Here is an 18,044-nt window from a genome sequence, read left to right as displayed (position 1 = left end):
TCGGTTAACCTCCCCCTGCACACACGCCTCAACTGCGGAGCTCTCGGGGGAGATTGATGGGCACGGTTCAACCAGGCGGAAGGTTCCGCCCGTTGGAGGTCGACGACCCCAAGGCCGTGGCGAGCTACCGGCTGGCGGCACGGCTCGGCTCGGGCGGCATGGGCACGGTGTACCTGTCGTACACCCCGGGCGGGCATCCGATCGCGCTGAAGACGATCCGGCCGGAGCTGGGCGAGGACCCCGAGTTCCGCCGCCGGTTCAAGCAGGAGGTCCAGGCCGCGCAGCGGGTGCAGGGGCTCTACACCGCGCCGGTCCTCGACCACGACACCGAGGGCGCGCAGCCTTGGCTGGCCACCGCCTATGTGCCCGGCCCGTCGCTGCACGCGGCGGTCGCCGAGCACGGCCCGCTGCCGCTCTCCTCGGTCCTGCTGCTGCTCGCCGGAGTCGCGGAGGCGTTGTCGGTCATCCACGGCGCGGGCATCGTCCACCGCGACCTGAAGCCGTCCAACGTGCTGCTCGCCGCCGACGGGCCCCGGGTCATCGACTTCGGCATCGCGCGCGCCGCCGACGCCACCGCCCTGACCGGCACCGGTGTGTCCATCGGTACGCCGGCGTTCATGTCGCCGGAGCAGGCGGCCGGGAAGCCGGTGACGCCCGCGTCGGACGTGTTCGCGCTCGGCCAGGTGGCCGCGTACGCGGCGCGCGGCACCGGCGCGTACGGCGAGGGCCCCTCGCACGCCGTGCTGTACCGGATCGTCCACGAGGAACCCGACCTGAGCGGTCTCCCGGACGAACTGCGCTTCATCGAGCGCTGCCTGGCCAAGGACCCGGCCGACCGGCCCTCCCCCGCCGAGGTCGTCGCCCTGTGCCAGGCCGCGTCGCCCACCCCGTTGGTGCAGTCGGGCTCCTGGCTGCCGGAGGCGATCGGCGCCGACATCACCCGGCGGGTCTCGGCGTCGGCGGAGCTGCTGGCCCAGCGGAACAGGGCGTCGGAGGCACCGACCGCGGCACCCGCGCCCGTACCGGCCACCGCCCCGGTGACCCGGCCGGACCTCCAGGCCGCGCCGCCGGTGCACGCGGCCCCGACCATGCACGCCGGGCACGCCGGTCCGGCGACCCCGCCCCCGCCGGGTCCGCCGTCGACGCCGTACGCCCCGCAGCCGACCATGCCGTACCACCCGCAGCCGGGGCCGCACACCGTGCCGACCGGCCACCAGGTGCCCTACCCGCAGCCGCCGCACACCTGGCACCGGCATCCTCAGCCGCACCCCCTGCCCGTCAAGCCGCGCAGGACCGCGGGCAGTTGGGTCGGGATCGGCATCGCGGTGGTGGTCGGGCTGTTCTGGCTCGGCAGCTGCGCGTCGGTTCTGAAGAGCATCGGCGACTCGGACGACAGCGCGAACGGCTCGGGCGGTTCGAGCTCCACGAGCACCAAGCCGCTGCCCGACCCGAAGCCGGTGACGTACAAGGGCATCAACATCCCCGCCGAGTACTACGTGCAGTTCGAGGACTCCCCGCCCAAGCCGCAGGACGACGACACCTCCATCTACTACAGCGACCTGTACTACTCGGACGACGCCCTGCGCAGCGGCAACGACAAGATCGTCCTGCTGAACAACGCCCAGCAGGGCTCCCTGAAGACCTGCCGCGAGGAGACCCGGTACGCCGAGACCGTCTCGCTCTCGCAGCTCTCCAAGGGCAGCCAGCTGTGCGTGCACACCGGCTCCGGCCATATCGCCCTAGTCACCTACCGGGGCACCGCCCCCGAGGGCGACCCCAGCGACTACGTCTCGGTCGACCTCACGATCTGGCGCAACGCGGAGGAGGCCTCGGGGTCCTAGGGCCTGTCGTCAAATTCCCGCCTGCCGCGCGAGGCCATGCACACACTCTCACCGCACCGGACACAGACCCACGTACTACCAGTACGAGGGCCTGCGCCCGGCAGGCCGAGAGCACGCTCCCCCACTCTCGGCTCCGCTCGAGCGGGAGGTACCCCCACGCCGCCGCGCGGCCCGCCCTCCGGGCGGACGACGGGAATTTGACGACAGGCCCTAGGGCCCGCCCCGGGTGACCTCACTCACTCCGTCAGCTCCCACACCAGCACCTCCGCCGCCTCCGACACCCCCAGCAGCTCCAGCCCCTTCTCCTCCGCCGCCCGCGCCGCGTCCCCGGGGCCCAGCTCGTGCGGCCCCAGCCGGACGGTGCCGCGCACCACGTGGACGTACACGCGTGGCGCGTCCGGCACCGCCGCCCGCTGCCCGGGCCGCAGCCGCCGTACGTGCAGCGTCGCGCCCGCCTCCGGGAGGGCGTACGGGCTGGAGTCGGCCAGGCCGCGGGCGATCTCGTACGCGGGGTCGCCGCCGGGGCCCAGGGGGGCCAGCCACATCTGGACGAAGGTCAACGGCTGCGAGGCGTCGTTGCGTTCGACGTGCCGTACGCCGGCCGCCGAGCTGAGGCGCTGGACGTCGCCGGGGCGGACCAGGGTCTCGTGGCCGGTCGTGTCCCGGTGGGTCAGCTCGCCCTCGACCACCCAGGTGACGATCTCGGTGTGGCTGTGCGGATGCTCGTCGAAGCCGGCGCCGGGGGCGAGCCGCTCCTCGTTGCAGGCGATCAGCGCGCCGAAGCGGAGGTTGTCGGGGTCGTAGTGCGCGCCGAAGGAGAAGGCGTGCAGGGAGGCGATCCCGGCCTCCGGGTCCCCGCCGGGGTAGCGCGTTTCGGCGCGCCTGACGTCGATCACGTACTCCACGGTAAGCGGTGCCGGGGTGCGTGCCGGCACTTCCCCGGCGCCGCTTGTCGACCCGCGCCGCATGTCGGGGGCCCGATGAGGCAGTCTTGTCCCGTGCCCGAACCCGAAGCCAGCAAACCCGAACCCACACCGTACGTCCACGCGCACGCGGCGACCCTGAAGCGGCTGGAGAAGTCTTCCGGAAGCCTCGCGCAGCAGGCCATCACGCGTATGGACGAGACGTTGCCCTGGTACCGGGCGATGCCGCCCGAGAACCGGTCGTGGATCGGGCTGGTCGCCCAGGCCGGTATCGCCGCGTTCACGGAGTGGTTCCGGTATCCGGACGCCCCGCAGGCCATCTCGACGGATGTCTTCGGGACCGCGCCGCGTGAACTGACCCGGGCGATCACGCTTCGGCAGACCGTCGAGATGGTGCGCACCACCATCGAGGTCATGGAGTCCGCCATCGACGAGGTGGCCGCGCCCGGCGACGAGTCGGTGCTGCGCGAGGCGCTCCTCGTCTACGCCCGGGAGATCGCCTTCGCCACCGCTCAGGTGTACGCGCAGGCCGCCGAGGCCCGCGGCGCCTGGGACGCCCGGCTGGAGTCCCTGGTCGTGAACGCCGTGCTCAGCGGGGAGGCCGACGAGGGCGCCGTGTCCAGGGCTGCCGCCCTCGGGTGGAACTCGCCCGACCATGTGTGCGTGGTCCTCGGCACCGCCCCGGACGGCGACAGCGAGCTGACCGTGGAGGCCATCCGGCGCGCCGCGCGGCACGCCAAGGTGCAGGTGCTCACCGGGGTGCTGGGCGACCGGCTCGTGGTGATCGCGGGCGGGCGGAACGACCCGTTGCAGGTCGCGAAGTCGCTGATCGGGCCATATGCGGCGGGGCCCGTCGTGGCCGGGCCGATCGTGCCCGACCTGCTGGCCGCGACCCGGTCCGCGCAGGCCGCGGCCGCGGGATTGAAGGCTTGTTCGGCGTGGCAGGACGCGCCTCGGCCGGTGCTGGCGGACGATCTCCTTCCGGAGCGCGCGATGGCGGGAGACCCGAGCGCCCGTGAGCAGTTGGTGGAGGAGATCTACAGACCGCTGAAGGAGGCCGGTTCGGCACTGCTCGAAACGCTCAGCGTCTATCTCGAACAGGCGTCGAGTCTGGAGGGCGCGGCCCGGATGCTGTTCGTGCATCCCAACACCGTGCGCTACCGGCTTCGACGTGTGACTGACGTCACCGGGTGGTCGCCCTCCGATGTACGCTCTGCGTTCACGCTGAGGATCGCGCTGATCCTGGGGCGTCTGGTGGATGGGGATCCCCAGCTCTAGGGTTTTGTCGGGGCCCTACAAAACCCCTACGCGTTCTTCGTCCCTGTCCCCACGGGCGGCTTGAGCCGTCCCCAAGAGAGAGTGTGAGAGTGCTCGTACTCGTCGCTCCCGGCCAGGGCGCCCAGACGCCCGGCTTCCTGACCCCTTGGCTCGAACTCCCCGGTGCCGCCGACCGTATCGGCGCGTGGTCGGACGCCATCGGTCTGGACCTCGCCCACTACGGCACACAGGCCGACGCGGACGCCATCCGTGACACCGCGGTGGCGCAGCCGCTGCTGGTCGCGGCCGGTCTGCTGTCCGCCACGGCGCTCGGTGACGTTTCTCCGGGCGCGGTCGCGGGTCACAGCGTCGGTGAGATCACCGCCGCCGTGTTCGCGGGTGTCCTCGACGACACGGCCGCCCTGTCCCTCGTACGCAAGCGCGGCCTGGCCATGGCCGACGCCGCCGCGATCACCGAGACCGGTATGTCCGCGCTGCTCGGCGGCGACCCCGAGGTGACCGTCCCGCATCTGGAGAAGCTGGGGCTGACCCCGGCGAACGTGAACGGCGCGGGCCAGATCGTGGCCGCCGGCACGCTGGAGCAGCTCGCCGCCCTGGAGGCCGACAAGCCCGAGGGCGTACGTCGTGTGGTCGCCCTCAAGGTCGCGGGCGCCTTCCACACGCACCACATGGGCCCCGCGGTCGAGGTGCTCGCCAAGGCCGCCGAGGAGCTGGCGCCCGCGGACCCGACCGTCACCTATGTCTCGAACAAGGACGGGCAGGCCGTCGCCGACGGCGCCGAGGTGCTCTCCCGTCTGGTCGGCCAGGTCGCCAACCCGGTCCGTTGGGACCTGTGCATGGAGACCTTCAAGGCACTGGGCGTGACCGCGCTCGTCGAGGTGTGCCCGGGCGGCACGCTCACCGGTCTCGCCAAGCGCGCGCTGCCCGGCGTGGCGACGGTGGCGCTGAAGACCCCCGACGACCTCGACGCTGCTCGCCAGCTCATCGCTGACCACAGCGCCTGAAAAGGAGCACCTGAGCAATGTCGAAGATCAAGCCGAGCAAGGGCGCCCCGTACGCACGCATCCTCGGCGTCGGCGGGTACCGCCCGACCCGGGTGGTCCCCAACGACGTGATCCTGGAGAAGATCGACTCCTCCGACGAGTGGATCCGCTCCCGCTCCGGCATCGAGACCCGGCACTGGGCCTCCCCCGAGGAGACCGTCGCCGCCATGTCGATCGAGGCGTCCGGCAAGGCGATCGCCGACGCCGGCATCTCCGCCGAGCAGATCGGCGGTGTGATCGTCTCGACGGTCTCGCACTTCAGCCAGACCCCGGCCGTCGCGACGGAGATCGCCGACAAGCTGGGTACGCGGAAGGCCGCCGCGTTCGACATCTCGGCCGGCTGCGCGGGCTTCGGCTACGGCCTGACGCTCGCCAAGGGCATGGTCGTCGAGGGCTCGGCGGAGTACGTCCTGGTCATCGGCGTCGAGCGGCTCAGCGACCTGACCGACCTGGAGGACCGGGCGACGGCCTTCCTGTTCGGTGACGGCGCCGGCGCGGTCGTCGTCGGCCCCTCTCAGGAGCCGCACATCGGCCCCACGGTGTGGGGATCCGAGGGCGACAAGAGCGAAACGATCAAGCAGACGGTCCCGTGGGACGAGTACGCCGCCGGTGACGTCTCCACGCTTCCGCTGGACAGCGAGGGCAACATCAAGTTCCCCGCGATCACGCAGGAGGGCCAGGCGGTGTTCCGCTGGGCCGTGTTCGAGATGGCGAAGGTCGCTCAGCAGGCGCTGGAAGCGGCCGGGATCACCCCGGACGACCTGGACGTCTTCATCCCGCACCAGGCCAATGTGCGGATCATCGACTCGATGGTGAAGACACTCAAGCTGCCGGAGCACGTCACGGTCGCGCGTGACGTCCGCACCACCGGCAACACCTCCGCCGCCTCGATCCCGCTCGCGATGGAGCGGCTCCTGGCGACCGGTGAGGCGAAGAGCGGCGACACCGCGCTCGTCATCGGCTTCGGGGCGGGTCTCGTGTACGCCGCGACGGTCGTTACCCTCCCCTAGGCACTTTCGTGCCGGACATCGGCGTCCGGCGCGGAAAGCACGTGCCCAACCCTCTGGAACATCTACGAAGGAGCGCCTGACATGGCCGCCACTCAGGAAGAGATCGTCGCCGGTCTCGCCGACATCGTGAACGAGATCGCCGGCATCCCGGTCGAGGACGTCCAGCTGGACAAGTCCTTCACCGACGACCTGGACGTCGACTCCCTGTCCATGGTCGAGGTCGTCGTCGCCGCCGAAGAGCGCTTCGACGTCAAGATCCCGGACGACGACGTCAAGAACCTCAAGACGGTCGGCGACGCCACCGACTACATCCTCAAGAACCAGGGCTGATCCCCGGATCAGTTCGTTTGCCCCGCCACCCGGCGGTGGCGCCGCTGAATCCTCGTAACCGTTGGAGAAAATTCCCGTGAGTTCGACCAATCGCACCGTGGTCGTCACCGGTATCGGCGCAACCACACCGCTGGGTGGCGATGCGACCTCCACCTGGGAGGGCCTGATTGCCGGAAAATCCGGTGTCGGCCCCCTGGAGCAGGAGTGGGCCGCCGACCAGGCGGTCCGTATCGCCGCGCAGATCGCCGTGGAACCGACCGAGGTCATTCCGCGGCCGCAGGCCCGCCGGCTGGACCGCTCGGCGCAGTTCGCGCTGATCGCGGCCAAGGAGGCCTGGGCCGACGCCGGCTACAGCGAGACCTCGGCCGACGACGGCACCGTCGACCCGGACCGGGTCGGCGCGGTCATCGCCTCCGGCATCGGCGGTGTGACGACCCTGCTCGACCAGTACGACGTGCTGAAGGAGAAGGGCGTACGCCGCGTCTCCCCGCACACCGTGCCGATGCTGATGCCCAACGGCCCGTCGGCCAACGTCGGTCTGTACGTCGGCGCCCGCGCCGGTGTGCACACCCCGGTCTCCGCCTGCGCGTCGGGCGCCGAGGCCATCGGCTACGCCATCGAGATGATCCGCACCGGCCGCGCCGATGTCGTGATCGCCGGTGGCACCGAGGCCGCCATCCACCCGCTGCCGATCGCCGCGTTCGGCAACATGATGGCGATGTCCAAGAACAACGAGAACCCGCAGGGCGCGTCGCGTCCGTACGACACCGGCCGCGACGGCTTCGTCCTCGGCGAGGGCGCGGGCGTCGTCGTCCTGGAGTCCGCCGAGCACGCGGCTGCGCGCGGGGCGCGGGTCTACGCGGAGGCTGTGGGCCAGGGCATCTCCGCCGACGGCCACGACATCGTGCAGCCCGAGCCGGAGGGGCGGGGCATCGCCGCCGCCCTGGAGCACCTGCTGGAGCGCACCGACCTGGACCCGGCGGAGATCGTGCACGTCAACGCGCACGGGACCTCGACGCCGGCCGGTGACATCGCCGAGCTGAAGGCGCTGCGGAAGGTGTTCGGTGACGAGACCGACCACTTCGCGGTGTCCGCGACGAAGTCCATGACCGGGCATCTGCTCGGTGGTGCCGGTGGGGTGGAGACCGTGGCGACGGTGCTCGCGCTGTACCACCGGCTGGCTCCGCCGACGATCAACGTCGACAACCTCGACCCCGAGGCCGAGGCGAACGCGGACATCGTGCGCGGTGAGGCGCGGAAGCTGCCTGTCGAGGGGCGGATCGCCGCGCTGAACGACTCGTTCGGGTTCGGTGGGCACAACGTGGTGCTGGCATTCCGGACGGTCTGATTTCCGTCGTACGAAGTCGAAGGGCCCCCACCGTCCGGTGGGGGCCCTTCAGTCGGCTTGGGCAGTCATCACACCACTTGGTGCAGCCAACGCACCGGGGCGCCCTCCCCCGCGTATCTGAACGGCTCCAACTCGTCGTCCCAGGGCTTGCCGAGGAGTTTGGCGATCTCGGCTTCCAGGTCGGTCTCGCCGCGCTGGGAGCGGGTCAGGGCGGCGCGGAGGCGGTCCTCGGGGATGAGGATGTCGCCGTGGATGCCTGTGACCGCGTGGAAGATGCCGAGCTCGGGGGTGCAGCTGTAGCGCTCGCCCTCGGCGGTGGCGCAGGGCTCGGCGGTGACCTCGAAGCGGAGGAGGTGCCAGCCGCGCAGCGCCGAGGCGAGCTTGGAGGCGGTGCCTGCCTGGCCCTGCCAGGAGAACTCGGAGCGCCAGGTGCCGGGGGCGGCCGGCTGGCGGATCCAGTCGAGGTTCACTCGCGTCCCGAGGACACCCGCGACGGCCCACTCGACGTGCGGGCACAGCGCACGCGGCGCGGAGTGCACGTACAGAACTCCACGTGTCGTCACCGGGGCCTCCACAGAGCGGGACATCTTGTAACTTGGCGGAACGGCAGTGGCGCCAGCGGCCACGTGGCGAGGCTACCGTGCGGCGGGGCAAGGAGTGTGACGTACCGTCGGAGCCAGTGCCAGGAAGAACTCGGGTTTCACCCGAGGGGACGCCTGTGCGGACGGAACGGTTGCACCTCCGGTCACATCGACCCTCTCCTTTGCTCACCACACCTGCCCCCACGGCCCTCGTGTCGGGAACTCTCGCGCGTTGTCCTGGGTGGGAACGTGCATGTGTATGACCGACGAGGGGACCAGGGGATGCGGAAGCGACGCCACCGTACGAGGGCGGTGTGCTCAGCCGTGGCCGCGGCCTCCGTGCTGGCCGTGGCCGGCTGCGACACCGCGGGTGGCAACTCCGCCGGCCCCGAGGCCACCGAGGCGAAGGCCGAGCCCTCCGCGAAGCCGGCCCCGGCCTGGGACAGCACGCCCGCGTCGCTGGCCGCCGTCGGGGACTCCATCACGCGCGGCTTCGACGCCTGCAAGGTGCTGTCCGACTGCCCGGAGGTCTCGTGGGCGACCGGCAGCGACACCTCGGTCGACAGTCTCGCCGTACGGCTGCTGGGAGCGGCCGGGGCCGCCGAGCGGAGCTGGAACTACGCGGTGACCGGGGCCCGGATGGCCGACCTGCCGAGCCAGATGGCCCGGGCGGCGGCGCGCGCGCCGGAGTTGGTCACGGTCATGATCGGCGCGAACGACGCGTGCCGTGCCACCGCCGCCGACATGACCCCGGTCGCCGACTTCCGCGCCGACTTCGAGGACGCGCTGGCGGCCCTGCGGGACACCCTGCCGAAGGCACAGGTGTTCGTGGCGAGCGTGCCGGACCTGAAGCGGCTGTGGTCCGAGGGCCGTACGAACCCGCTCGGCAAGCAGGTCTGGAAGCTGGGCATCTGCCCGTCGATGCTGGCCGACCCGGACGTCCTCACCAAGGCGGCCGCCGAGCGGCGCGACGCCGTGCAGGACCGGGTGGAGGCGTACAACGACGTGCTGGAGAAGGTGTGCGAGAAGGACCGCCACTGCCGGTACGACGGGGACGCGGTCTTCGACTACCACTTCGGCGAGACGCAGCTCAGCCAGTGGGACTGGTTCCATCCGAGCAAGGACGGGCAGGCGCGGCTGGCCGAGATCGCCTACCGGATCATCAGCAGGAAGGGGGCGTGACCTGGGGTTCTTCCGTGGCCTAGGGTTTCGCTCATGAGTGAACTTTTCGGCACACTTTCCGACGGCACCCCCGTGCACCGCTGGACGCTGGAGCGCGCGGGCGTGCGGGTGGGGGTTCTGTCGTACGGCGGGATCGTGCAGTCGGTCGAGGTCCCGGACCGGGAGGGGCGGTCGGCGGACGTGGTGCTGGGCTTCGCGGATCTGGACGGGTATCTGGAGCATCCGGGCCCGTACTTCGGTGCCCTGATCGGCCGGTACGCCAACCGGATCGCGGGCGGTCGCTTCGAGTTGGACGGGCGGACGTACGTGCTCGCGTCCAACAACGCGCCCAACTCCCTGCACGGCGGAGAGAACGGCTTCGACAAGCGGGTGTGGGACGTGGAGCCGGTCGAGCACGGGGTGCGGCTGAGCCGGGTCTCCCCGCACGGCGAGGAGGGCTTCCCGGGGCGCCTGGAGATCTCGGCGACCTACACCCTGGACGGGTCGGGCGCGCTGCGGATCGCGTACGAGGCGGTCACGGACGCGCCGACCATCGTGAACCTGACGAACCACAGCTATTTCAACCTGGCCGGCTCCGGGAACGCCGGCGGGCACGAACTGCGGATCGCCGCCTCACGGTTCACGCCGGTCGACGCGGACCTGATCCCGACCGGGGTGGAGGACGTGACGGACACCCGCTTCGACTTCCGGCAGGCACGCGGGACCGGCGCGGGCTACGACCACAACTTCGTGCTCGACAAGGGGATCACGCCGGCGCCCGTCGAGGTCGCCGAGCTGTACGACCCGGCGTCCGGGCGGGTGCTGACGGTGGCGACCACCGAGCCGGGTCTCCAGCTGTACACGGCGGATCATCTGGGGGAGCCGTTCGGGCCCGGGGGTGGGGTCGCGCTGGAGACGCAGCACTTTCCTGACTCGCCGAATCAGCCGCGGTTCCCGAGTACGGAGCTGCGGCCGGGGGGCGTTTACCGGTCGGAGACGGTTTATGGGTTCGGGGCGCGTTCGTAGTCGGCTGCGGGTGGGTGGGGGCTGGTCACGCCCAGGCGGCGGAGCCGCACATCTATACGGCCCCGCGCCCCTGGAAGATCCGGCCGCGCCCTACGCCTGAATGGTTGCCGTGACGCGGCGGTCCGTGATGGAACGGCCCGCCTCCACCTCGTACGAACCCCTCCTGTACGTCCAGGAGTCGGTCTTCTCGTCCCAGGTCTCGAAGGCTCGGCGGGGCAGTTCGACGACGGCCTCCGTCGCCTCCCCCGGACCCGCCTCCACCAGCGCGAAGCCCGCCAGTCGGCGAGCCGGGCGGTCCGTGTCCGGGGTCGTCGGGGCGAGATAGACCTGGACGACCTCCCGTCCCGCCCGCTCACCCGTGTTGCGGACGCGGATCTTCGCCGTCGTGCCGGCCGTGATCTCCAGGGACTCGTACGTCCAGTCCGTGTAGCCGAGGCCGTGGCCGAAGGGGTACGACGGGGGTGTGGACGTCTTCTCCCAGGCGCTGTAGCCGATGAACACGCCCTCGTCGTAGGTGAGTTCGCCGTTGGCGGGGGTCACCTGGGTGACCGGGGCTTCCTGGAGCGGGCCCCAGGTGGTGGGGAGGCGGCCGCCGGGCTCATGGGTGCCGGTGAGGACGTCGGCGAGGGCCGCGCCGCCCTCCTGACCGGGGAACCAGGTGAGAAGGATCGCGGCGACCTCGTCGCGCCAGGGGAGTTCCACCGGGGAGCCGGAGTTCACGACCACGACGGTGTGGGGATTGGCGGCGGCCACGGCGCGGACCAGGTCGTCCTGGCGGCCCGGGAGTCGCGTGGTCGTGCGGTCGAAGCCCTCGGACTCCACGCGGTCCGTCGTGGCGACCACCACGACGGCCGTGTCCGCCGCCCGGGCCGCCTCCACCGCCTCGGCGATCAACTCGTCGGCGTCGCGCTGGGGTTCCTGGTGGCAGAGGGAGAAGCCGATGACCTTGAAGGGGATGTCGGCGGGGAGGGCGACCACATGGGTGAGGGAGACCTCCACCGGCTCGCCCTCCGTCAGTTCGGCCTGGGCTCGCGGGACCGGGGCGCCGAAGAACGCCTCGAAGGGGTCGTCCTTGTCGGTGGTCTGGGCGGCGTCGAAGTGGGTGGTGCCGTCGACGGTGAGCTTGAAGGCGCCGAGGCCCTTGATGCCGAAGGTGTGGGTGCCGGTGGTACGCGGGGTGAAGGTGCCGGTCAGTTCGACGGTGTGCAGGACGTCGTGGGTGACGCCGTCGGGGAGGTCCGAACCCATCCACTGGATCTGGCCGTTGGGGGCGGAGCCGATGCCGATGACCGTGCCGGTCGCGTCTCGGCAGACGGCTCGGAGGGTGAATCCCTTGTCTGCCACCGCCAGTTCCTCGTTCGGGTCCGCGCCGAGGGCGTAGGTGAGGGTGCCGTCGGGGAGGGCTGCCGTGAGGCCGTCGAGGGGGGAGACCGTCCGGGCGGGGAAGACGGTGGCGGAGCCGCCGCCGAGGACGCGGGCGTCGCGGGCGGCGGCTCCGAGCAGCGCCACCTCGGTACCGGGCCGCAGGGGCAGGGCGCCGGCCTCGTTGCGTACGAGGACGAAGGCGCGGCGGGCGATCTCGCGGGCCAGGGCCTCGCCGTCGACCGGCGCGGGCGGCTCGGGGACGACCGGGTCGGCGCCTTCCAGGATGCCCACGCGGGCGGCCAGGCGCAGGACCCGGCGTACCGCCTCGTCGACCTTGGACTCGTCGGCCTCGCCCGCGCGTACGGCGGCGGCGAGGGCCTCGCCGTAGACGGTGACCGGGCCGGGCATGGCGACGTCGAGGCCGCCGGTGAGGGCGCCGGTGGTGGAGCGGGCGGCCATCCAGTCGGAGACGTTGAAGCCGTCGAAGCCCCATTCGCCGCGCAGGACATCGTTGACGAGGTAGTGGTGCTCGGTCATGGTCGTGCCGTTGACCGTGTTGTAGGCGGTCATGATGCCCCAAGGGTGGGCGTTCGCGACGATCGCCTCGAAGGGGGCGAGGTACAGCTCGCGCAGGGCGCGTTCGGAGACCAGGTTGTTGACGGTGAAGCGGTCGGTCTCGGCGTCGTTGGCGACGAAGTGCTTGACCGTGGTGCCGACGCCGCCGGACTGGACGCCGGTGACGTAACCCGAGCCGATCTCGCCGGTGAGGTACGGGTCCTCGCTGTACGCCTCGAAGTGGCGGCCGCCGAGCGGTGAGCGGTGCAGGTTGACGGTGGGGGCGAGGAGGACGTGGACGCCCTTGCGGCGGGCCTCCTGGGCGAGCAACACGCCTGCTCTACGGGCGAGTTCGGGGTCCCAGGTGGCGGCCAGGGCGGTCGGGGAGGGCAGTGCGACGGAGGGGTCGTCGGCGGTCCAGCGCACTCCTCGTACGCCGATCGGGCCGTCCGACATGACGAGGGACCGCAGGCCGATCTCGGGCAGCGCGGGCAGGGTCCACATGTCCTGGCCGGCGAGCAGGCGGGCCTTGGCGTCGAGGTCGAGCTTGCCGAGCGCCGCCTCCACGACGGCCTCGCGGGCCTCGTCGGCCGTCGTCGCGCTCCGGGTGGACCGGGTTTCCGCCATCGCGGTGCCTCCTCGTCGAGTCCGTCTTCTCCCCTCCATCGTGCACGCATTACCTGTAGAGCGGTAGGTTTTGTGATCTTGCCGTTATATTACGAGGGTGTCGGTGGGGTCGTATGCCGTACGGTGACGCCATGAGCGGGACCAGGGTCAGGGGCGTCAGAGGTGAGGAGCGGCGCGCCGAGATCGTGCGGGCGGCGCTGGAGGTGATCGCCGAGCGCGGTTACCGGGGTGCGAGCATGGCCGCGGTCGCCGAGCGGGTGGGGCTCACCCAGCAGGGCCTGTTGCACTACTTCCCGACCAAGGACGCGCTGCTCGTCGCCGTGCTCAAGGAGCGGGACCAGTGGGACGCCGTGCCCGACACCCCGTGGCGGCTCGATCTGCTGGGATCCCTCGTGGAGTACAACGCCATGCGGCCCGGGATCGTACAGACGTTCTCCGCACTGCTCGGGGAGAGCGTGACGGAGGGGCACCCGGCGCGGGAGTTCTTCACCGAGCGGTACGGGCGGGTGCGGGGGGTGATGGCGGAGGTGCTGCGGGCCGAGTACGGGGAGCGGTTGCCGAGCGGGCTGTCGCCGGAGCAGGCCGCGCCGTTGCTGGTGGCCGTGATGGACGGTTTGCAGTACCAGTGGCTGCTGGATCCCGAGGGCGTCGACATGCCGGGGGCGTTCCGGGACTTTCTGGTGTTGCTGGGTGAGGGGTGACGTGCCGGCTGCGCATGGCTAGCGTGGCGGCCCGTACCAGTACGGGCCCGCCGGGGGCCGCCACATGACCCGGCGTGGGGCTCGTCCCTTGCGGGTCGAGGGGACGCAGGCCGCGACGGACAGCGCGAAGAGGGTGCTCAGGCCGATGCCGAGGGCCATGTAGGTCACGCTGGGCGCGGCGCACCGGTCCCCCGCCCAGCAGTTCAGCAGCGACACCATCGTGTCGGCGCCCGCGATGGCCAGGACACCGGCGACGGCAGTCGCCAGGACCGCATGGGCGAAGGCCAGGCCGCAGCCGCGCGGACGACGGCCGTTTTTGATGGCGAGGACGAGCTGCGCGACCGCCACGACGAGCAGCCCCACGCCGGTGATCCCGGCGAATTCGAGCAGGATCACCCCGGCCACGAGGCACAGCCCCCACAGCATGCCCCGCCCCACCGTGCGGCGCAGTTCGAAGCGGGCACCGGGGTACGAGGAGCTCGCCTGACCCAGCAGTGGGAGCAGGGCCGCCAGGGTCGCCGCGCAGACCAGGTACGGCGAGCGGGCCGCCGCGTCGGTCACGGTCCCGAGGGCGAAGGAGACGATCTCCGGTGTGTTCCGGCCGATGATGCTCGCCATCAGGGCCTCGGCGACCATCAGCTTCATCAGCCAGAACAGGGCGCTGCCGAAGAGGAGGCCCAGGGCGGCGGCGAGCGCGCACAGTGTCAGGACCGGGTGCCGCCGGTGCGGCCAACCCCGCTGCCAGATACGGACCGTGGCGGACATCCAGCGCGCCGCGACGAACGCCGTCAGGGCGAGCAGCACCGTCCACGGCAGGAACGCGACACCGTGCCGGCCCGTGGTGGCCAGCGCCCAGGCCGTGGTGCCGTCGAGGACGCCGCCACCCAGGGCCAGGCCACAGCCGAGGCCCCAGGCGGGCGCCCGCAGCACGGACCTGGTCGCCCCGGCGAACCCCTCGTTGGCGCGCAGCGCGAGGAAGCCCACGACCGCCGCGCACAGCACCCCGACGACGGCGGCCGCCGCGTGGTCCTTGACGGCGTCGGCCCACTCCCCGAGCGCGGAGTTGAGGACGAACGTGCCGTCGATGTCGGAGCGGAGCGCGCCGAGCACACAGCCGACGGCGAACAGTTCCCAGAAGCCGCTGCGGAACAGGGGCGCAGGGTCGTCGAGCACGGCCTGCCGCTGCCGGGCAGAAGGGTGCACCCGCAGGAGCGTGCCCGTCAGGCGACGGCGCCCGGTGTCCCCCGCGTCGAAGAGCGAGCGCAGGGCGTCCGGCGCGGTCGTCCACTGCCGGGCGCGGGCGTCGGCGTAGAACTCGCGGCTGCGCAGCACCGACCGGCGGGCCAGCGGTACGACGACAAGCAGGCTCAGGGTCTGGAGCGAACTGGCGGCGCCCGACACCAGGCCGCCCGTGCCCTCGTGCTGCACCAACGGCCAGCCGATGCCGCCGGGCAGAGTCAGCAGCAGGACGGGCAGGGCGACCCGGCCCGCGGCGATGGTCAGATAGCTGATGTCGACGTCCCGGTTGCGCACATGGGCGAGTTCGTGCAGGACCACGGCCTCGAAGGTGGCCGGCCGGGTGGTGCGCAGCGCGAGCAGGCCGCCGCTGAGCACGATGTACCGGCGTCGCCACCGGCCGAACGCCAGCGCCGAGACCCGGGGGTCCAGGGGCTGCGCGTACCAGGAGACGGGCTCGGCGCCCGCCCTGTCCCGCAGCGCCTCCAACGCCCGTACGGCGTCGGGGAGTTCGGGGCCAAGGGGGACGTACCTGCGGCGGCGGAGCCGCCAGGCCGGCAGGAGCCAGTAGACGGCGAACACCAGCAGCCAGAAGACGAGGATCGCGGTGACGGGCACCCAGAGGCCGATCACACGGGGGTCGGCGCCGCACACCTCGACGGTCGACCGCGTGTCGTTCGTCGGGAGACCGCCCATCTCCCGGTTCTCCCGCTCCCAGCAGGCCCGGTACGCGACGAGGGCACGCCGGGTCGCGTCACCGGTCAGCCGGGGTCCGATCTGCTGCGCCGCGCTCGTCATCACCACCACGGTGGCGCTGAGCACCAGCAGGCCGAAGCGCAGGGTCGTGCCGGAGGGGACGGCGAACGGGTCGCGTTGGCGGACTTCCGTGGGTGGGGGGCTAGTCACGGCTGGGTTCGCCCGAGCCGTTCGACATCGCGAGTTCTGCGACGATGCCGTTCGCGATCGCCTCCGCCGTGGCGGCCGGGACGCGCATCCGGCGGGCGTGCCGACGGGCCACGCGGTGGATGGTCCGCATCTGTTCCGGGGTCAGCTCGACCATCGGTCCCGTAGTGGGTTCCGCGTCCGGGTCCGAGTCCGGTGGGGGCAACGGCACAGGGCGGCGCAGCACCACGCGGCGGAACCAGGCGGTGACGCGGGGCATCGTGCGGCGGGTGCGGTCCCGGGCCAGCTGGCTCAGTACGTCCACGGCGACCGCCAGGACCAGCGCGGTGACCGCCGCGGTGATCCCCTCGACGCCGAACGCCAGCGGTTCCTGGCGGCGCCGCGCCCGTCGGCCGCGCCGGGGCGTGCGGTGGAAGGCCCGGGCGACCACGTCGAACTGGGCCAGTTCCGCGCGGGCGTCGAGCCCGGCGTCCTCGTTGAGCTCCCGGCCCGCCAGCACGGCCCGTGCCAGCCGGTCCACGGCTTGTCCGTCGTACGCGTCTCGCACTGCTGACCTCCCCCGTGGTGGTCAACTACCCGTGATGGAACAGGAGTCGATGCGTTCGATGCATACGCCATCGAACAGCGCCTCCCCCACATACCCCGTCGCACGCGTGGGCGAAACCGCTCCCCGCCCCACCTGTGGCGTGCGTCCCGCCCGGCACGCGATACTGCGGCCGTCCGGCGACACCCCACAGCGACGGAAGGCACGAACTCCCTTGATTTCCCTTTGCGTTCGGCTCAGCAGGCCAGGAGTGCTCGGGCTGGTGGCGCTATTGGCGAGCGGCGGACTCGCCTCACCCGCCACGGCCGCGCCGACACCCCTCACGGTCGAGGAGCAACGGCTCGACCGTGCCGTCCCCCAGGAGATCCTGCGCCGGTCCGGATTCGACACGGCGGCCGAGGAGTTCGCCCGGGCGCTCGGCTCGGCCCACTCGTACGCGCAGGCACAGCGCGTTGTCGTACGGCAGGGATCCGCGCTGTGGCAGCGGGCCGTCGCCCGGGCGCAGGGGCGGGGGCCGGCCGGTGGTGACCTCAGCAGGGACGACGACCGGCCGCTGTACTGGGCGCGGCTGGGGATGACGCGGGAAGTGCGGGGCTGGGAGCCGGAGTTCGGGCTGGGTGACGCCCAACGGGCCCGGCTGATCGGCGCGCTGGAGCGGGCGTCGCGCGGGCAGGAGGACATCCGGTTCCCGCGCGGCAAGGGGATCAAGCGGATCCTCGTCACCGGCTTCGACCCGTTCACGCTGGACCGGGACGTGCGGATCTCCAACCCGTCCGGGGCGACCGCGCTCGCGCTGGACGGCACGGTGATCGAGACCGAGGACGGCCCGGCGCGGATCGAGACCGCCGTCTTCCCGGTCCGCTGGCAGGACTTCGCGGACGGGGTGGTGGAGCGGACGCTGCGGCCGTATCTGAAGGAGGTCGATCTGTTCACCACCGTGAGCCAGGGGCGGGTCGGCCGCTTCGACATCGAGCGGACGAACGGCGCCTGGCGCGGCGGCTTCCCCGACAACGACACCATCGGGCGGACCGAGACCGTCCCGGTCACCGACCCCGCCACCCAGCCCCAGTGGACGTCCACGACCCTGCCGTACGAGGCGATCGTCGGCGCGAGCACCGGGCGCTTCCCGGTGTACGACAACACGAGCGTGACGGAGATACCGGCGGGCGGTACGGAGGCGGTCGTACGGCCCGAGGGGCCGACCGCCGGATCGACGGCCCGTGCCGGGGGCGGCGGGAACTACCTCTCCAACGAGATCGCCTACCGTGCCACGCTGCTGCGCGACCGCCTGGGGCTGCACGACGTACTGCCGGGCGGGCATGTGCACACGCCCGTGCTGCAGTTCGGGACGGGCAACACCGATCCGGCGACCGGGGCGGTGACGGACCCCGAGTTCGTACGGAACCGGCTGGACATCGTGGCGCAGGTGCGGGCGATCGTGGCCGTGGCGATCACCAGCTCGATTTCCTAGTGCGATCTGGGCCACTAGGGCGTGTTTCGAAAGTAGCGTCGTCCGCCCGGAGGGCGGGGCCCGCGGCGTCCGGTGCGGTGCGTCGCAAGGCGGAGGGTCGT

General features: G+C 71.9%; 15 protein-coding genes. 10 read left to right on the top strand and 5 right to left on the bottom strand.

Annotation, left to right across the window (positions count from 1 at the left end; translation table 11 throughout):
- Nucleotides 1-56: 56 nt before the first annotated feature.
- Nucleotides 57-1,841 carry a protein kinase domain-containing protein gene (locus tag SGFS_RS39435; protein ID WP_286257025.1) on the top strand — a complete coding sequence of 595 codons (1,785 nt, stop codon included), beginning with the start codon at nt 57-59 and terminating at the stop codon, nt 1,839-1,841.
- A 236-nt stretch (nt 1,842-2,077) separates the two neighbouring features.
- On the opposite strand, the gene SGFS_RS39430 is transcribed toward SGFS_RS39435, so the two are convergent.
- Entirely contained in the window at nt 2,078-2,737 is a 660-nt protein-coding gene (locus tag SGFS_RS39430; RefSeq protein ID WP_286257024.1) for a pirin family protein, read from the bottom strand.
- Between the two features lie 102 nt (nt 2,738-2,839).
- Between SGFS_RS39430 and SGFS_RS39425 the strand changes: the two genes are divergently transcribed.
- The 5 genes from SGFS_RS39425 to SGFS_RS39405 all read left to right on the top strand — a co-directional run bounded on the left by SGFS_RS39425 (nt 2,840) and on the right by SGFS_RS39405 (nt 7,773).
- Nucleotides 2,840-4,042 (top strand): PucR family transcriptional regulator, encoded by a 1,203-nt coding sequence (locus tag SGFS_RS39425; RefSeq protein WP_286257023.1) that lies wholly within the window; start codon nt 2,840-2,842, stop codon nt 4,040-4,042.
- Nucleotides 4,043-4,131: 89 nt separating this feature from the next.
- On the top strand, nt 4,132-5,046 hold the full coding sequence (locus SGFS_RS39420) for an ACP S-malonyltransferase (protein WP_286257022.1): 915 nt from the start codon (nt 4,132-4,134) through the stop codon (nt 5,044-5,046).
- A 17-nt stretch (nt 5,047-5,063) separates the two neighbouring features.
- The gene (locus tag SGFS_RS39415; protein WP_286257021.1) at nt 5,064-6,095 is read left to right on the top strand and encodes a ketoacyl-ACP synthase III; all 1,032 of its coding nucleotides are present in this window, start codon (nt 5,064-5,066) and stop codon (nt 6,093-6,095) included.
- An 81-nt stretch (nt 6,096-6,176) separates the two neighbouring features.
- Complete coding sequence (locus SGFS_RS39410) at nt 6,177-6,425, top strand: acyl carrier protein (RefSeq protein WP_286257020.1); 249 nt, start codon at nt 6,177-6,179, stop codon at nt 6,423-6,425.
- 76 nt (nt 6,426-6,501) lie between these two features.
- Complete coding sequence (locus tag SGFS_RS39405) at nt 6,502-7,773, top strand: beta-ketoacyl-[acyl-carrier-protein] synthase family protein (RefSeq protein ID WP_286257019.1); 1,272 nt, start codon at nt 6,502-6,504, stop codon at nt 7,771-7,773.
- 68 nt (nt 7,774-7,841) lie between these two features.
- On the opposite strand, the gene SGFS_RS39400 is transcribed toward SGFS_RS39405, so the two are convergent.
- Nucleotides 7,842-8,336, bottom strand: a complete 495-nt coding sequence (locus tag SGFS_RS39400; protein ID WP_033527269.1) for a DUF3145 domain-containing protein — start codon at nt 8,334-8,336, stop codon at nt 7,842-7,844.
- Between the two features lie 300 nt (nt 8,337-8,636).
- On the opposite strand from SGFS_RS39400, the gene SGFS_RS39395 reads away from it, so the two are divergent.
- Complete coding sequence (locus tag SGFS_RS39395) at nt 8,637-9,536, top strand: SGNH/GDSL hydrolase family protein (protein WP_286257017.1); 900 nt, start codon at nt 8,637-8,639, stop codon at nt 9,534-9,536.
- A gap of 33 nt (nt 9,537-9,569) precedes the next feature.
- Nucleotides 9,570-10,541 carry an aldose epimerase family protein gene (locus SGFS_RS39390; protein ID WP_286257016.1) on the top strand — a complete coding sequence of 324 codons (972 nt, stop codon included), beginning with the start codon at nt 9,570-9,572 and terminating at the stop codon, nt 10,539-10,541.
- A gap of 90 nt (nt 10,542-10,631) precedes the next feature.
- Here the strand turns inward: SGFS_RS39390 and SGFS_RS39385 are convergent, their stop codons facing one another.
- A complete protein-coding gene (locus SGFS_RS39385) occupies nt 10,632-13,088 on the bottom strand; it encodes a beta-glucosidase family protein (RefSeq protein ID WP_286257014.1) in 2,457 nt (818 codons plus the stop codon).
- Between the two features lie 113 nt (nt 13,089-13,201).
- On the opposite strand from SGFS_RS39385, the gene SGFS_RS39380 reads away from it, so the two are divergent.
- Nucleotides 13,202-13,789, top strand: a complete 588-nt coding sequence (locus SGFS_RS39380; RefSeq protein ID WP_286257013.1) for a TetR/AcrR family transcriptional regulator — start codon at nt 13,202-13,204, stop codon at nt 13,787-13,789.
- An 18-nt stretch (nt 13,790-13,807) separates the two neighbouring features.
- On the opposite strand, the gene SGFS_RS39375 is transcribed toward SGFS_RS39380, so the two are convergent.
- Together SGFS_RS39375 and SGFS_RS39370 are read right to left on the bottom strand one after the other, a co-directional pair.
- Nucleotides 13,808-15,931 (bottom strand): M48 family metalloprotease, encoded by a 2,124-nt coding sequence (locus SGFS_RS39375; RefSeq protein WP_286257011.1) that lies wholly within the window; start codon nt 15,929-15,931, stop codon nt 13,808-13,810.
- The gene (locus tag SGFS_RS39370; protein ID WP_286257009.1) at nt 15,924-16,475 is read right to left on the bottom strand and encodes a hypothetical protein; all 552 of its coding nucleotides are present in this window, start codon (nt 16,473-16,475) and stop codon (nt 15,924-15,926) included. Before SGFS_RS39370 ends, SGFS_RS39375 begins: the two co-directional genes overlap by 8 nt.
- A 259-nt stretch (nt 16,476-16,734) precedes the next feature.
- On the opposite strand from SGFS_RS39370, the gene SGFS_RS39365 reads away from it, so the two are divergent.
- Nucleotides 16,735-17,943 (top strand): pyroglutamyl-peptidase I, encoded by a 1,209-nt coding sequence (locus SGFS_RS39365; RefSeq protein WP_434028128.1) that lies wholly within the window; start codon nt 16,735-16,737, stop codon nt 17,941-17,943.
- The last annotated feature ends 101 nt before the right edge of the window (nt 17,944-18,044 follow it).

This window comes from Streptomyces graminofaciens, from assembly GCF_030294945.1.
Taxonomy (GTDB): domain Bacteria; phylum Actinomycetota; class Actinomycetes; order Streptomycetales; family Streptomycetaceae; genus Streptomyces; species Streptomyces graminofaciens.
The sequence above is the reverse complement of the archived record's forward strand: the minus strand, read 5'-3'. Positions and strand labels throughout refer to the sequence as shown.

What these genes read in the sequence shown, in the direction of transcription:
- SGFS_RS39415 (WP_286257021.1), top strand. Translation starts at nt 5,064, where the DNA reads ATGTCGAAGATCAAGCCGAGCAAGGGCGCCCCGTACGCACGCATCCTC.
- SGFS_RS39395 (WP_286257017.1), top strand. Translation starts at nt 8,637, where the DNA reads ATGCGGAAGCGACGCCACCGTACGAGGGCGGTGTGCTCAGCCGTGGCC.
- SGFS_RS39390 (WP_286257016.1), top strand. Translation starts at nt 9,570, where the DNA reads ATGAGTGAACTTTTCGGCACACTTTCCGACGGCACCCCCGTGCACCGC.
- SGFS_RS39410 (WP_286257020.1), top strand. Translation starts at nt 6,177, where the DNA reads ATGGCCGCCACTCAGGAAGAGATCGTCGCCGGTCTCGCCGACATCGTG.
- SGFS_RS39435 (WP_286257025.1), top strand. Translation starts at nt 57, where the DNA reads ATGGGCACGGTTCAACCAGGCGGAAGGTTCCGCCCGTTGGAGGTCGAC.
- SGFS_RS39380 (WP_286257013.1), top strand. Translation starts at nt 13,202, where the DNA reads ATGCCGTACGGTGACGCCATGAGCGGGACCAGGGTCAGGGGCGTCAGA.
- SGFS_RS39385 (WP_286257014.1), bottom strand. Translation starts at nt 13,088, where the DNA reads ATGGCGGAAACCCGGTCCACCCGGAGCGCGACGACGGCCGACGAGGCC.